Below are 13,539 nucleotides of genomic sequence, written 5' to 3' on the forward strand. Positions count from 1 at the left end.
ACTATGCAACCGCAGATGAACCTGGTGCAGCGGTTGGTACATATGCTAAAACATACCTGGGCAGTGTTTACCTCACGGCAAACACCATGGTATGTCAAGGTAATCCTGGCCCTCGGTCTTCTCTATACGGTTTCACCCTACGATTTGATCCCGGAATGGATTCCGGTTGTTGGGGTGTTGGACGATGTCGCTCTTGCAGCCTTCCTGATCACCTGGGCACAAAAATTCCAGGTAACCGAAGAATAACACAGCACCGTTCACTCAAATACTCTTTGATCGACTCAGCATGCTCTTTTCAAATGTTTGTCTGCACGATTTTGGCTATGCGCTTCCACCCAATGTTTTGACCTCTGATGCCATTGAGGAGCGACTTGCCGAAGTCTATGATCGACTCAAATTGCCTCGTGGACGATTGGAGTTGATGAGTGGTATTACTCGCAGGCGCCTCTGGAACGAGGGAACCAAACCCAGTGAAGGGGCGACCCTGGCAGGCAAAGCCGCTTTGGAAAGGGCCGCGATCGACCCGCAGGAGATCGGTTGTCTTATTTTTTCTTCGGTGAGTCGGGACATGATGGAACCGGCAACGGCTGCCTTTGTTCATCATTCGCTCGACTTGTCTCCCGCCTGCCAGGTGTTTGACCTCTCCAATGCCTGCCTTGGTTTTCTCAACGGCATGACCATGCTTGCCAATATGATTGAACTCGGTCAGGTGCGCGCCGGGCTGGTGGTGGCCGGGGAGACGGCTGAGGACCTGGTCGGGTCAACCATCGATCACCTGTTAACAGAAAAGCGCTTGACAAGAAAGAGTGTTAAGCCGCTCTTTGCCTCTCTGACTATCGGCTCCGGCGCTGTAGCTCTGGTGATGGTGGACAAACGATGGGTCGACACCGGTCATTATCTGGCTGGCGGTTACTGTCGGGCCAACACGGCGCATAACCGTCTCTGTCAGGGTGGGCAGAATGCCGAGCAGGGGACCTTGATGGCCACTGATTCCGAAGAATTACTGCGCCAGGGTATTGCCACCGCCGCTGATTGCTGGCAGGGTTTTCAGCAGCAGCTCGGCTGGTCGGCAGGGAGTGTGGATAGATTCTTTTGTCATCAGGTCGGTAAAGCACACGCTCAGGCCCTCTTTCACACGCTTGCTCTGGATCCGGCCAAAAATTTTGAGACGTTACCGATCCTCGGCAATGTAGGGTCAGTATCGGCTCCCTTGACCATGGCCATGGGCATAGAACAGGGAAAACTCCAGTCAGGGGAACAGGCGGCGCTGCTGGGTATTGGCTCGGGCATCAATTCACTGATGCTTGGCATCCGATGGTAGATATGATTGAACAGCACGCAGAATATCCTTTTCAGCCCAAGCGGATCAAGGTTGATGGCGGGGAAATGGCCTATCTTGACGAGGGGCGGGGGCCTGTGGTCGTCTGTGTCCATGGAAATCCCTCCTGGTCATACCTGTATCGCAATCTGATCGTCGATCTTGCTCGCAATTACCGGTGCATCGTTCCTGACCATATCGGTTGCGGGTACTCAGACAAACCGCAGGAGTATGACTATGTACTCTCACAGCACATCGCAAATCTGGAGGCCTTGCTGTCTGCGCTTGAGGTTGAGGAATGTACCCTGGTTGTCCACGATTGGGGGGGGGCCATCGGTATGGGTTGGGCAGGGCGACATCCCGGCCTGGTCAAAGGACTGGTGGTTTTGAATACAGCCGCTTTTCGGTCCCGGCGGATGCCTTTTCGGATTGCCGTATGCCGCTGGCCGTTGATTGGTGATTTTGTGGTGCGGGGACTCAACGGTTTTGCCCGGGCAGCCGTGCATATGGCAGTTTGTCGAAAAATGCACGCAAAGGTTGCCGCAGGTTTTCTCGCACCCTACGATTCCTGGCGCAACAGAGTCGCCTTGCTGCGATTTGTTCAGGATATTCCCCTGCAACCCGGCCATCCATCCTGGAGGACTCTGGTGGAGGTGGAGCGCTCGCTTGAGCTGCTCAAAGAACATCCCATGCTTATCTGCTGGGGGGGGAAGGATTTCTGTTTTACCAAACATTTCTATACCGAGTGGCAAGCACGATTTCCTGACGCCGAGGCCCATTTTTTTGCAGAGGCCGGCCATTATGTTCTGGAGGACGCGCTGCCTTCGATTCTTCCTTTGGTCAGAAGTTTTCTTGACCGGCAATACGCAAACCATGGCTGATTACAACATAGGCAATGTTCTGGACCAGGTTGCCGATAAAATGGAGGGAAAAATCGGTTTGGCCGCCCCTGTTCGGGGCAGGTGGCAGACATGGTCTTTTGTTGAACTGGCCCATATTGCACGAACCTTGAACTGTCAGCTTGATGCGCAGGAGGTAGGCAGAGGCGATCGGGTAATGCTGATGGTTCGCCCATCGGTGGAATTCATCTGCCTAACATTCGCTCTTTTTCAATTGGGAGCGGTGGTGATTTTGATTGATCCAGGAATGGGCTATAGGAACCTGTTGCGTTGTATCGGATCGGTGCGCCCCGACATTTTGGTGGGCATACCCAAAGCCATCATTTTCAGTAAACTTTTCCCCCGCCCTTTTGCTTCATTGCGCAAACGGATATGTGTTGGCACGTTGGTGGGGTGGTCGGGTCCGCAGGTCGATGTGGGCAGTAGCACCAGGGACGGCGTTACCAACTGCCAAGGGAGGCACTTTAGCGCAACAGCTGACGACCTCGCTGCCATAATATTTACCACCGGTTCTACCGGACCACCCAAGGGAGTGCAGTATACCCACGGCATCTTTCATACCCAGTTGCAGTTTATTCGCGATTATTTTGGCATCGCCTCCGGTGACGTGGACCAGCCTGGCTTCCCGTTATTCGGCCTCTTTTCTATTGCCCTGGGGGCTACCGCTGTTATTCCCGACATGGACCCTACAAGACCGGCCAAGGTCGACCCCCAGACCTTTGTTGCTTCATTGATGCGCTACCGAGTGAGTTATTCCTTCGGCTCGCCAGCTATCTGGCGCGTGGTGGGCAGGTATTGCGAACAGCATGGAGTTCAACTTCCGGTAAAGAAAATTCTCATGGCCGGAGCACCCGTACCAGGAGCCCTTATAAAACAATTGCAGCGACTCATGCCTGAGGGCGGTGAAATTTTTATTCCGTATGGGGCCACCGAATCGTTGCCAGTGGCGGCTATTGAAGGGCGTGAGGTGGTTGAAGAAACGTGGGAAAAGACCCGCAAGGGGAAGGGGACGTGTGTAGGCAGGGCGCTGCCGGGTATAGCGATCACCATCATCGCCCCGGTTGATGGCCCTTTGCGCCATTGGAGGGAGGTGGCTGAGCAACCCCCGTTTACGATCGGAGAGATTGCGGTCAAAGGTCCGGTGGTCACCCGAGCCTATGACAACAATACCTTGGAGACTGAGTATTCCAAGATTACCGATGATGATGGGTTCTGGCATCGGATGGGAGATATGGGGTATTTGGACGAGCACGGCAGATTGTGGTTTTGCGGAAGAAAGGCACATCGGGTTTTGAGTGCCCGGGGCATTCTCTACACCATTCCCTGTGAGGCAATCTTCAACGAGCATCCCGAAGTGTACCGCTCAGCGCTAGTGGGAGTGGGTAAGGTCGGCTGCCAGCGACCGGTTGTAATCGTGGAACCGATAGGGAAAGTTACCAATCTACAGCGTTTGCTCCATGACCTGGAAACATTGGCTGCAGCCAATCCATTGACAGCGGAAATCGAGACATTTTTAATCCACACAAAATTTCCGGTGGATATACGACACAACGCGAAAATTTTTCGGGAAAAACTTGCTCTTTGGGCAGAAAGAAAACTCCGGTATCGACACTGTTGATAGAGAAAGGTGACCTGGTCAGGTCATTGCCAGAGAGGTGAGGTAGCGAATGAAGAAAGTCCTGGTGACAGGTGGCGGAGGGTTTATTGGCAAGGCCATAGTCCACGCCCTACTGAAGAAAGGATTTGACGTTGGTGTGGTCGGTCGCAACAGGTATCCGGATCTGGAGGCAATCGGCGTGGAAGGTCATCAGGGAGACATTCGTGACCTTGATTTTCTCCGCCTCGCCTGCAGGGGGAAAGACACGGTTTTCCATGTCGCTGCCAAGGCCGGAATATGGGGGAAGAGGAAAGATTATTTTTCGATTAACGCCCAGGGAACGGAAAACATCGTTGACGCCTGTCGGCATGCCGGAGTGCATGCACTTGTCTATACTTCTACTCCTTCCGTGGTGTTTGACCGGTCCCCCATTGAAGGAGGAAGTGAACAGCTACCCTATGCGTCGCAACCTCTTTGCCATTATGCAGCCAGTAAGATAGTGGCGGAAAAGACAGTGCTCGCCGCAGATGGTCCACGCCTGCGAACCATCGCCATGCGGCCACATCTTGTCTGGGGGCCGGGAGACCGACACCTGATCCCGAGAATCCTGGAGAGGGGGAGGCAGGGATCGCTCGCTATTGTTGGAAATGGCCACAACCAGGTAGATATAAGTTATATTGACAATGTGGTCCATGCGCACCTGCTTGGCGCCGAAAATCTGCATCAATCTGGCAGTGCCGGTGGCGAGGCCTTTTTCATTGGCCAGGAGGTTCCGGTGAACCTGTGGCAATGGATCAATGGTCTCTTCGCCAAAGTAGGAATCGATCCGGTGGATAAAAAAATACCTTTTACGACGGCCTACATGGCAGGATGGTTGCTTGAGGTGGTATATAGGGCTGCCGGCATAACGCGTGAACCGAAAATGACGAGGTTTCTGGCCCACCAGCTAGCCCATTCCCATTGGTTTACCCATGAAAAACTTGCTGCCCTGCTCGGTTACAGCGAACAGGTGAGCACTGCAGAAGGGATGCAGCGTCTGGTAGCGTGGATCGAAGAGGGATGACAATAGATGTACTTGTTTTCAAGATGTTATTACTGACGGGTATCATTAAAAGGGTGTTTCCTGGGAGAAAAGAAGCGTACGCAAGCAGAACTGAAAAAACATATAAATTTAATTTAAAATGAATTGACAGCGGCAGTATTTTTAAGTAGTAATCCTGTCGTACTATGAACCGCCATTCACTTCCGAGTTATGGCTTGTTTTTTTTCTGAGATGAGGAGTAATTGGGATGATTTCGATTGATATTACCATGGTAATACATATCATCAACATGATCGTGTTGATGGTGGTGCTCAATGCAATTCTTTACAAACCGGTGCTTGGCATCCTGGAAAAAAGGAAGCAGAAAGTCGATTCCATGCATGATGAGGTGGCGCAGCTGGAGCAGCGTGCTCGAAATCGTCAGCTTGAATTAGACCGAAAAATGCGTGAGGCCAGCACCAAGGCAAAAAAAGCGCTGGACGAAGCCCGTGCGGGCGCTCAGGCGGCTGGTGCAGAGAAGCTTGCAGCAATTCGTCAGGAGTCAGATGGCGAACGGGATAAGCAAATGAAGGAAATACGTACGCAGGTCGATTCTGCCAGGTCAGACTTGCAAACGCAAATAGAAGGATTTGCAAAAGAAATGGCCGGAAAGATACTTGGGAGGAGTCTGGAAGCATGAAGTTTCGTATTGCAAGAACATTATTACCAATTTCGCTGCTGTTGTTGATCTTTGGCGCAGTGTCAAGCGCTACTGCTGCGTCAGGACATGGCGAGGCGGTAACAGCCACGGTACAGCATGAGGAAACCGTCGACAAGCATGCCGCGCATGCGGAAGAGGTGCACCAGACGGCTGATCAATCACACGCTGCTGGTGCCCATAGTGAGGCTGTCGATGCCCACGCTGCCGGCGGCGAGGGTCACCACGTAAGCAATTCCCTTTCTCCTGAGAAGCTGAAAGATCTTTTTTGGCGCACAGTCAACTTTATTGCACTGGTTATAATTCTCGTCAAGTTTTTGGCCAAGCCCATTGCCAGCGGTCTTTCCGGCCGCCAGAAACAGATTCAGGAAGAACTGCAGGAGCTTGAGGCAAAGCGTGATGAAGCGCAGGCCGAGTACAAAGCTTTTGAAGCCCGTCTGGCCGGAATGGAGCAGGAAATGGATCGGGTAGTGGAAAAGGCTATTTCTCAGGCTGAAAACGAAAAGAAACGAATTCTTATCGAAGCCGAACAGGCTGCAGAGGACATCAAGCGACAGGCAGAAGCATCGATTCAGGGAGAGATGGAAGATGCAAAACGTCTGCTTCGCGAGGAAGTCGCAGAACAGGCAGCTGCAATGGCAGAGGAGTTAATCGTTACCAACCTTACCTCAGCAGATCAGGTGGCGATTACAGAACAGTTCCTTGAAAGAGTAGGTGCGGTACAGTGAGAAATACGATTCTAGCACGCCGTTATGCAAAGGCGCTCTTTTCTTTAGGGAAGGAGCAGGGAAAAACAGAGGAGTATAGTGAACTGCTTGGAGCCATCGCTGCACTGTATGATGAAGAAAGCGGAGGGGTGGGCGAAGCTTTAACCAACCCTCTGTATCCTTTGGAAGCGCGGCAGAAAATGATGGCCAAAATAGCAGAAAAGGCGAAGGCCGATGCCACCATGTCCGGTTTCCTTTCCCTGCTGGTGGAAAAGAAGCGGGCGGATATTTTACCTGATGTGGCCCATGAAATGAAAGTCATGGTAGATCAGGATCAGAACATCAGTCATGGTGCGGTCATTTCTGCTGTGGAACTCGACAGTGAGTTGCAGCAGAAAATACAAGCTACTTTAGAAAAGATAACAGGTAACAAAGTTATACTTCAGACCGAGGTCGACCCGTCTATAATCGGCGGTATCATCGCAAAGGTTGGTGATTTGGTACTGGACGGAAGTATAAAGACACAACTTAATGGATTAAAGGAATCTATCAAGGGGAGAGATTAGTCAAATGCAGATCAAAGCCGAAGAAATCAGCCAGATTATTAAGGATCAAATCGCTGGCTACGAAAGCGATGTCGACTTGAAGGAAACAGGAACTGTCCTCTCCGTAGGTGACGGTATTGCCCGTGTTTACGGTGTTGAGAACTGCCAGGCCATGGAGCTGCTGGAGTTCCCGGGAAATATTTTCGGTCTGGCGCTTAACCTTGAAGAGGACAACGTCGGGTGTGCAATCCTGGGTGATGTCCGTGATATCAAGGAAGGTGACGTCGTCAAGCGTACCGGACGTATCGCCGAGGTACCGGTTGGGCCGGAGATGGAAGGAAGGGTTGTTGACGGTATTGGCCAGCCCATCGACGGCAAAGGGCCGATCGAAGCAAAAAATTTCAGTAAAATGGAAGTGCTGGCCCCTGGCGTTATTGCACGAAAGGGTGTGCATGAGCCCTGCTACACCGGGGCAAAAGCCGTTGACGCCATGACACCGGTTGGAAAGGGACAGCGTGAGTTGGTTATCGGTGACCGTCAGATCGGAAAAACCGCACTCTGTGTTGATGCGATAATCGCCCAGAAAGATACCGACGTCCACTGTATCTATGTTGCTATTGGGCAGAAAAAGTCTACCGTTGCCCTGGTGGTTGAAGCTCTGCGTAAGCATGGTGCCATGGAATACACCACCGTTGTCGCGGCCTGTGCGTCTGACCCTGCGCCTATGCAGTATGTTTCAGCATTTGCCGGTTGTGCTATGGGCGAGTACTTCAGGGACAATGGCCAGCATGCTTTGATCATTTATGATGACCTCTCCAAGCAGGCTGTTTCCTACCGCGAACTTTCTCTGCTCCTCCGTCGTCCTCCAGGACGTGAAGCATTCCCTGGCGACATCTTCTTCAACCACTCCCGCCTGCTTGAGCGTGCAGCGAAAGTGAGCGATGAGCTTGGCGCCGGTTCCCTGACGGCTCTGCCGATTATCGAAACCCAGGCCGGTGACGTTTCCGCGTTTATCCCGACCAACGTTATCTCCATTACCGATGGTCAGGTGTACCTTGAGCCCAGCCTGTTTTTTGCAGGTGTTCGTCCGGCGATTAACGTCGGTCTTTCGGTCTCTCGCGTAGGTGGTGCTGCCCAGGTGAAAGCCATGAAGCAGGTTGCAGGTACGTTGCGTCTTGACCTCGCCCAGTATCGTGAGTTGGCAGCGTTTGCCGGTTTTGGTTCTGATCTCGATGCCGCTACCCAGGCCCAGCTTACTCGTGGTGAGCGATTGGTGGAAATCCTTAAGCAGCCTCAGTACCAGCCATTGCCCATGGAAAAGCAGGTCACGATCATATATGCCGGAACCAAAGGCTACCTTGATACCTTTCCGGTGGATACCCTGGCTGACTACGAGCAGGAGCTGTATGGCTACATTGAAGCAAATGAGCCGTCCATTTTTACTGAGCTCAAGGAAAAGGAAGAAATCACTCCTGAAATCGAGGATAAGATCAAGAAAACACTGACGTCCTTTGGTGAAACCTTCAAGGCAACAAAGGGCCTGAATTAATCATAAGGATGGGATCACATGCCTGGATTAAAGGATGTCAAAGATAAAATAAGCGGTGTCAAAAAGACTGCGCAGATCACCAAGGCCATGAATATGGTGGCTTCTGCAAAGTTACGTGGTGCCCAGGAGAAAATGGAGGCTTTCAGGCCCTATGCCGAAAAGTTCGCAGATACTATGCGTGATCTTTCCGGCAGCATGGAAGACGCCAATCTCCCTTTGATGGAAGTGCGCGAGGTCAAGACGGTGGAGATCGTCGTGGTCACTTCCGACAGGGGACTCTGCGGCAGCTTTAACAGTAATATAATTAAATCCGTGGAAAAACTGGCGGCCCAGTACGAAGCGGAAGGAAAGAATGTAAGCTTTGTTACCGTTGGTAAGAAAGGAACGCAGGCTTTCAAGAAGACCGGTAAAATTCGTAAAACCTATGACGATATCATGGGAACTTTCCAGATTTTTAATGCCCGGGAAATATCTCAAGATATCACAGAGGCATTTCTAGCCGGTGAGAGCGACCAGGTTGACGTTGTTTATGGCAAATTTCATTCAGTTGCCATGCAGCGGCCCGAGCGGGAAGAGCTCCTACCCATCAAACCTGTGGAATCTGAGGGTGAAGAGGTTCAGGAAAGTGCTGCTGCCGGTGGATCATATATCTATGAGCCAGATCCGGCTGAGATAATGGAAGTACTGCTTCCACTCTACCTGAATGTTCAGGTGTATCATGCCATGCTTGAGGTCGGCGCGAGCGAACATGCGGCCAGAATGACCGCCATGGACAATGCGACCAACGCTTGTAAGGACATGATTAAAGAACTTACGCAATTGTATAACAAAGCTCGTCAGGCGGCCGTTACCGGCGAGTTAATGGATATTGTCGGTGGTGCCGAGGCGCTGAAAGGCTAACGCGATGCCGCAGGGTATTTTTAAGATAGAGGAGGCCATGCAAAATGGGTGATTCGAGAGTTGGAAAAATTATTCAGGTCATTGGGCCTGTAGTTGATGTTGAATTTGAACCGGGTGATCTGCCCGATATTATGAATGCTATTTTCATCTCCAACCCGGCAATCAGTGATGAAGCTGATAACTTGGTATGTGAGGTTGCACAGCATCTGGGTGACAATGTGGTTCGAACCGTGGCCATGGATCAGACCGACGGTCTGGTTCGCGGCATGGAAGCTCGGGATACCGGTGCGCCGATCACTATTCCGGTGGGAGAGGCTTCTCTTGGCCGCATCATGAATGTGGTAGGACGCCCTGTTGATGGTATGGGGGATATCTCTTCTGATAAAACCATGCCTATCCATCGCCCTGCCCCTGCGTTCACAGAACAGGATACCGAGGTTAATGTCCTTGAAACAGGAATCAAGGTTATCGACCTTCTGGTTCCCTTCCCTCGTGGCGGTAAAATGGGCCTGTTTGGCGGCGCCGGTTGTGGAAAGACCGTTATCATGATGGAGATGGTCAACAACATCGCTATGCAGCATGGTGGTATTTCAGTTTTCTGCGGCGTTGGCGAACGTACCCGAGAAGGAAATGACCTGTACCACGAAATGAAGGAATCAGGCGTACTGCCTAAAGCAGCCTTGGTGTATGGTCAGATGACCGAGCCTCCTGGAGCACGTTCCCGTGTTGCGCTTACCGGTTTGACCGCTGCAGAGTACTTCCGTGATGAAGAAGGCCAGGACGTTCTCTTTTTCGTCGATAACATCTTCCGCTTCACCCAGGCTGGTTCTGAGGTATCGGCGCTGCTCGGACGTATTCCATCTGCTGTTGGTTACCAGCCTACCCTTGCAACCGACCTTGGTGCATTGCAGGAACGCATTACCTCGACCACCAAAGGATCCATTACTGCGGTACAGTGTGTCTATGTACCTGCTGATGACTTGACTGACCCTGCGCCAGCAACGACCTTTGCTCACCTGGACGGTACCGTTGTTCTTTCCCGTCAGATCGCCGAGCTTGGTATTTACCCAGCAGTTGACCCGCTTGACTCCACTTCTCGTATTCTCGATCCAAACGTTGTTGGTGAAGAGCATTATGCGACTGCACGTGGTGTTCAGGTTGCTCTGCAGAAATACAAGGAATTGCAAGATATCATTGCTATTCTCGGTATGGATGAACTCTCAGAGGAAGATCAGCTTACCGTCGCCCGGGCTCGAAAAGTCCAGCGATTCCTTTCGCAGCCGTTCCATGTTGCAGAGGTTTTCACCGGTTTTCCGGGTAAGTATTGTAAAGTTGAAGACACTGTGCGCGGATTTAAAGAAATCCTGGATGGCAAGCACGATGACCTGCCAGAGACTGCATTCTACATGGTCGGCGGTATTGATGAGGCCGTAGAAAAGGCTGCAGCGCGGAAAGCTGCAGCATAAGAACCGCCCGAGCTGAACAGAGGACACTCTTATGGCACAGATTCATCTTGAAGTAGTGACACCGAGCGGACCTGTTATCAGTGACGATGTGGACATCGTCACTGCTCCAGGTGTAGGCGGTGAGTTTGGCGTCCTGGCCAACCATGCCCCTTTTTTGAGTACCATCAAGACCGGTACCCTTAGTTTTAAAAAGGAGAAGCAGGTACGGTACCTCATGGTCAGTGGCGGCTTTTCAGAGGTCTCCAACAATAAAATAACCTTTTTGGTTGAAAGCGCTGAGTTTGGTAAGGACATTGATGTCGACCGGGCTATGCACGCAAAGGAAAGGGCGGAAAAACGTCTTGCCCAGGCGCAGCAGTCAGCAGAGAAAATCAACCGCGCCCGGGCAGAAGCAGCATTGCAACGGGCAATGGCGAGATTACGTGCAGCAGAACTTGCACGTGGCGCGTAGTATCCTCACCATATATTAAAAAAAAGCTGCCTCGGTTTTTACCGAGGCAGCTTTTTTTTTGTCTCCATCACTCCTCTCCTCATTCCAGGCGAAATAGTCTGTTGAAAGGGTAGCAGTAATTTCCCTCCGCCTTGCCAAGTCATGCTTCCCTGCCTGGAGCGTGATTTTGAACCTCCATAAAGGCAGCTTTCTTTACGGTTGTGTGCTGATCTATGAAACAACAACTGGTTAATTCAGGGGAGGGGCTGAACTGCAAAGCTGGAAAGGGAATGGGCAGTTGGTTTGTTCGTGAGGGTGAAACCCCGCGAGCAATCACAATTCAAGCGCGGCAGTCGTATGATGATCGATATAGGTGACTATTCCTGCGGCGATATGCTGTGCAACTGTGCGTTGATAAACGTGTTCCTTGAGTAAGCGCGCTTCTTCGGGGTTAGAGATAAAAGAGATTTCTGCCAGGATAGCGGGCATTTCTGCACCGATGAGCACATAAAAAGGCGCTTGTTTTACCCCTAAATCGCGAACACGGTAATCGGATTGCAGGCCGGTGATCAACTTAGCGTGCACATGCTGTGCAAGCCGGGAGGATTCGTTGATTTTTGAATTCTGCATAAGTGTGGAGAGAATATCCTGCATTTCTCCGATACTGTGCGTGGATGTTGCATTTTCAAGAGCTGCCACCCGCATTGCTTCTGCGTTGGTTGCCAGGTTGAGGTAATAGGTTTCGATCCCCTTTACAGTGCGGTCCTTATGGGCATTAATATGGACAGAAATGAAGAGATCGGCATTCTGGGTATTGGCTATGGCTGTGCGTTCCTCCAGGGGGATGAATACATCCTCTGTCCTGGTGAGCATGACTTCGTAGCCATACGTATTCTCCAGGGTGTGCGCCAGTTTTTTGGAAATTGATAGCACGATATCCTTTTCCTTTAACCCATTGGCAATAGCACCGGGATCCTTGCCGCCATGCCCTGGATCAATAACGATTTTCCTCACGCCTAGGCCCAGTTGCTGGGCCAGAGAATATTGCTCAGGCGGTACGGTTGGCATTGCATTGACTTTTTTCTTCTTCTCATCCTGGAGCGTGATAAAGGTATGCGCACTCTGGGTTCGTTGTGTTCTTTTTGCCTCCGGTTTTTTGGTTGTTACACGCGGCGGCCGTTTACTTTGTGGGGCGGCTTTTCGCAACTGACGAGCTGAAAGTGAAGGCGACGAGGGTTTGTCGCCATGTACGTCAACTACCACCCGAAACGGATCGTTGAGGCTGAATATTTTATAATCAGAGACCGACTCCATATCCAGGACCACCCGAACCGTAGCGTCACTAAACTGCCCGGACCTGACCCTTTTGAGCAGGCCATCTTCAATAGGTACCGGCGTTCTGTATTGTGGTGGGATGTAGCTTTGACTGAAGTCAATGAATAATCTTCTGGGTTGATCGGCGTTTGGTTCCAGCAATTGGGAGGAGAAGTGAACCGGTGCTGATGCACGAATGACGACGCGGCTATAATCTTCTGATGACCAGTATTTTACCGGAAGAACATGGACAAGATCATCTTTCTTCAAATTTTGGTGCCACGAGCAGATCCGCCACTGGCTTTGCCCTCCAGCCCCAATTGCTGCAGCCTGTTGATCGCTTTCGCATACCGATCGCCATCAGGATAACGGTTAACTATTTTATGGTATCGTTCTGCCGCAAGCGAGGTGTTCTTTTTGTCCTGTAAATAGATCTCCCCTGTGTTGAACAAGGCATCATCGGCAAGGGTATTATCTGGAAAAATAGTAGCAACATCGGTAAAGTACCCAATGGCATCGTCCAGGTCGATTGGATGTTGAAAACGCTGGTACAGTTTGTACTGCATCCTTCCCATCATATAGAGACTTGAGGGGGCGAGCGGACCTTTTACCTGCGAAAGGTAAATTTTTCTGAATTTTCGAACTCCCCGCAACCAGTTTTTGCGTTCCTGACCCAACACTTCATCTCTTTCCAGCCGGTAATAGTAATCCTTTGCCGCCTTGTATTGTTCATCGTTTGCCGTCGAGGAGGGGGAGTCCTTAATGGCAGCGAAATTTTTGGCAAGGAGCAGGCAGGGATTGGTTGCGCTCATGATGAAAAGAAGTAGAGCCTGCACGGAGAGGATGGTAAGGAAATGCCGATGATCTGCGGACAGCCGATGTATCATAATGAAAAAATGTTTCAACGAAAAATATGGCGTGGAGGCGACATATCACTTGTTGATACGTGAGATGTTCAGCCGTCCAGGGAGCTGCAGGCAGCATGCAGGCATTGTTCATCCAGGCGTATGCTCTGCTACAGTTGAAATATACAGCATTCTTTCTGTACAGTAAAAGAATTTGTACTTTTTCTCTC

The 13,539-nt window shown here is 51.1% G+C and carries 14 protein-coding genes; 12 read left to right on the forward strand and 2 right to left on the reverse strand.

Features of this window, described 5'->3' with window-relative positions; genetic code table 11:
* The first annotated feature begins 3 nt into the window (after window positions 1–3).
* The 12 genes from ACZ52Z_RS19160 (at window position 4) to ACZ52Z_RS19215 (ending at window position 11,171) form a co-directional block, all read left to right on the forward strand.
* Window positions 4–246: a YkvA family protein gene (locus tag ACZ52Z_RS19160; protein ID WP_464268374.1), complete on the forward strand. Its 243-nt coding sequence runs from the start codon at window positions 4–6 to the stop codon at window positions 244–246.
* A 40-nt stretch (window positions 247–286) separates the two neighbouring features.
* Window positions 287–1,321 carry a 3-oxoacyl-ACP synthase III gene (locus ACZ52Z_RS19165; RefSeq protein ID WP_464268375.1) on the forward strand — a complete coding sequence of 345 codons (1,035 nt, stop codon included), beginning with the start codon at window positions 287–289 and terminating at the stop codon, window positions 1,319–1,321.
* A gap of 2 nt (window positions 1,322–1,323) precedes the next feature.
* Complete coding sequence (locus ACZ52Z_RS19170; RefSeq protein WP_464268376.1) at window positions 1,324–2,199, forward strand: alpha/beta fold hydrolase; 876 nt, start codon at window positions 1,324–1,326, stop codon at window positions 2,197–2,199.
* Window positions 2,171–3,835 carry a fatty acid CoA ligase family protein gene (locus ACZ52Z_RS19175; RefSeq protein ID WP_464268377.1) on the forward strand — a complete coding sequence of 555 codons (1,665 nt, stop codon included), beginning with the start codon at window positions 2,171–2,173 and terminating at the stop codon, window positions 3,833–3,835. Before ACZ52Z_RS19170 ends, ACZ52Z_RS19175 begins: the two co-directional genes overlap by 29 nt.
* Before the next feature lie 49 nt (window positions 3,836–3,884).
* Complete coding sequence (locus ACZ52Z_RS19180; RefSeq protein ID WP_464268378.1) at window positions 3,885–4,877, forward strand: NAD-dependent epimerase/dehydratase family protein; 993 nt, start codon at window positions 3,885–3,887, stop codon at window positions 4,875–4,877.
* Between the two features lie 226 nt (window positions 4,878–5,103).
* Complete coding sequence (locus tag ACZ52Z_RS19185) at window positions 5,104–5,535, forward strand: ATP synthase F0 subunit B (protein ID WP_464268379.1); 432 nt, start codon at window positions 5,104–5,106, stop codon at window positions 5,533–5,535.
* Window positions 5,532–6,281, forward strand: coding sequence for a F0F1 ATP synthase subunit B family protein (locus ACZ52Z_RS19190; protein ID WP_464268380.1), 750 nt, complete (start codon window positions 5,532–5,534; stop codon window positions 6,279–6,281). The genes ACZ52Z_RS19185 and ACZ52Z_RS19190 overlap by 4 nt, the downstream gene beginning before the upstream one ends.
* Window positions 6,278–6,826, forward strand: coding sequence for a F0F1 ATP synthase subunit delta (locus tag ACZ52Z_RS19195; protein WP_464268381.1), 549 nt, complete (start codon window positions 6,278–6,280; stop codon window positions 6,824–6,826). Before ACZ52Z_RS19190 ends, ACZ52Z_RS19195 begins: the two co-directional genes overlap by 4 nt.
* A gap of 4 nt (window positions 6,827–6,830) precedes the next feature.
* Entirely contained in the window at window positions 6,831–8,354 is a 1,524-nt protein-coding gene (gene atpA / locus ACZ52Z_RS19200; protein ID WP_464268382.1) for a F0F1 ATP synthase subunit alpha, read from the forward strand.
* 18 nt (window positions 8,355–8,372) lie between these two features.
* Entirely contained in the window at window positions 8,373–9,254 is an 882-nt protein-coding gene (gene atpG, locus ACZ52Z_RS19205; RefSeq protein WP_464268383.1) for an ATP synthase F1 subunit gamma, read from the forward strand.
* Between the two features lie 44 nt (window positions 9,255–9,298).
* Window positions 9,299–10,720, forward strand: coding sequence for a F0F1 ATP synthase subunit beta (gene atpD, locus ACZ52Z_RS19210; RefSeq protein ID WP_464268384.1), 1,422 nt, complete (start codon window positions 9,299–9,301; stop codon window positions 10,718–10,720).
* Between the two features lie 31 nt (window positions 10,721–10,751).
* The gene (locus tag ACZ52Z_RS19215; RefSeq protein ID WP_464268385.1) at window positions 10,752–11,171 is read left to right on the forward strand and encodes a F0F1 ATP synthase subunit epsilon; all 420 of its coding nucleotides are present in this window, start codon (window positions 10,752–10,754) and stop codon (window positions 11,169–11,171) included.
* A 312-nt stretch (window positions 11,172–11,483) separates the two neighbouring features.
* Here the strand turns inward: ACZ52Z_RS19215 and ACZ52Z_RS19220 are convergent, their stop codons facing one another.
* Both ACZ52Z_RS19220 and ACZ52Z_RS19225 read right to left on the reverse strand, forming a co-directional pair.
* Window positions 11,484–12,734 (reverse strand): N-acetylmuramoyl-L-alanine amidase, encoded by a 1,251-nt coding sequence (locus tag ACZ52Z_RS19220; RefSeq protein WP_464268386.1) that lies wholly within the window; start codon window positions 12,732–12,734, stop codon window positions 11,484–11,486.
* On the reverse strand, window positions 12,731–13,351 hold the full coding sequence (locus ACZ52Z_RS19225; protein WP_464268387.1) for a tetratricopeptide repeat protein: 621 nt from the start codon (window positions 13,349–13,351) through the stop codon (window positions 12,731–12,733). Before ACZ52Z_RS19225 ends, ACZ52Z_RS19220 begins: the two co-directional genes overlap by 4 nt.
* Window positions 13,352–13,539: the final 188 nt, after the last annotated feature.

It is taken from the genome of Desulfogranum aggregans, from assembly GCF_055398265.1.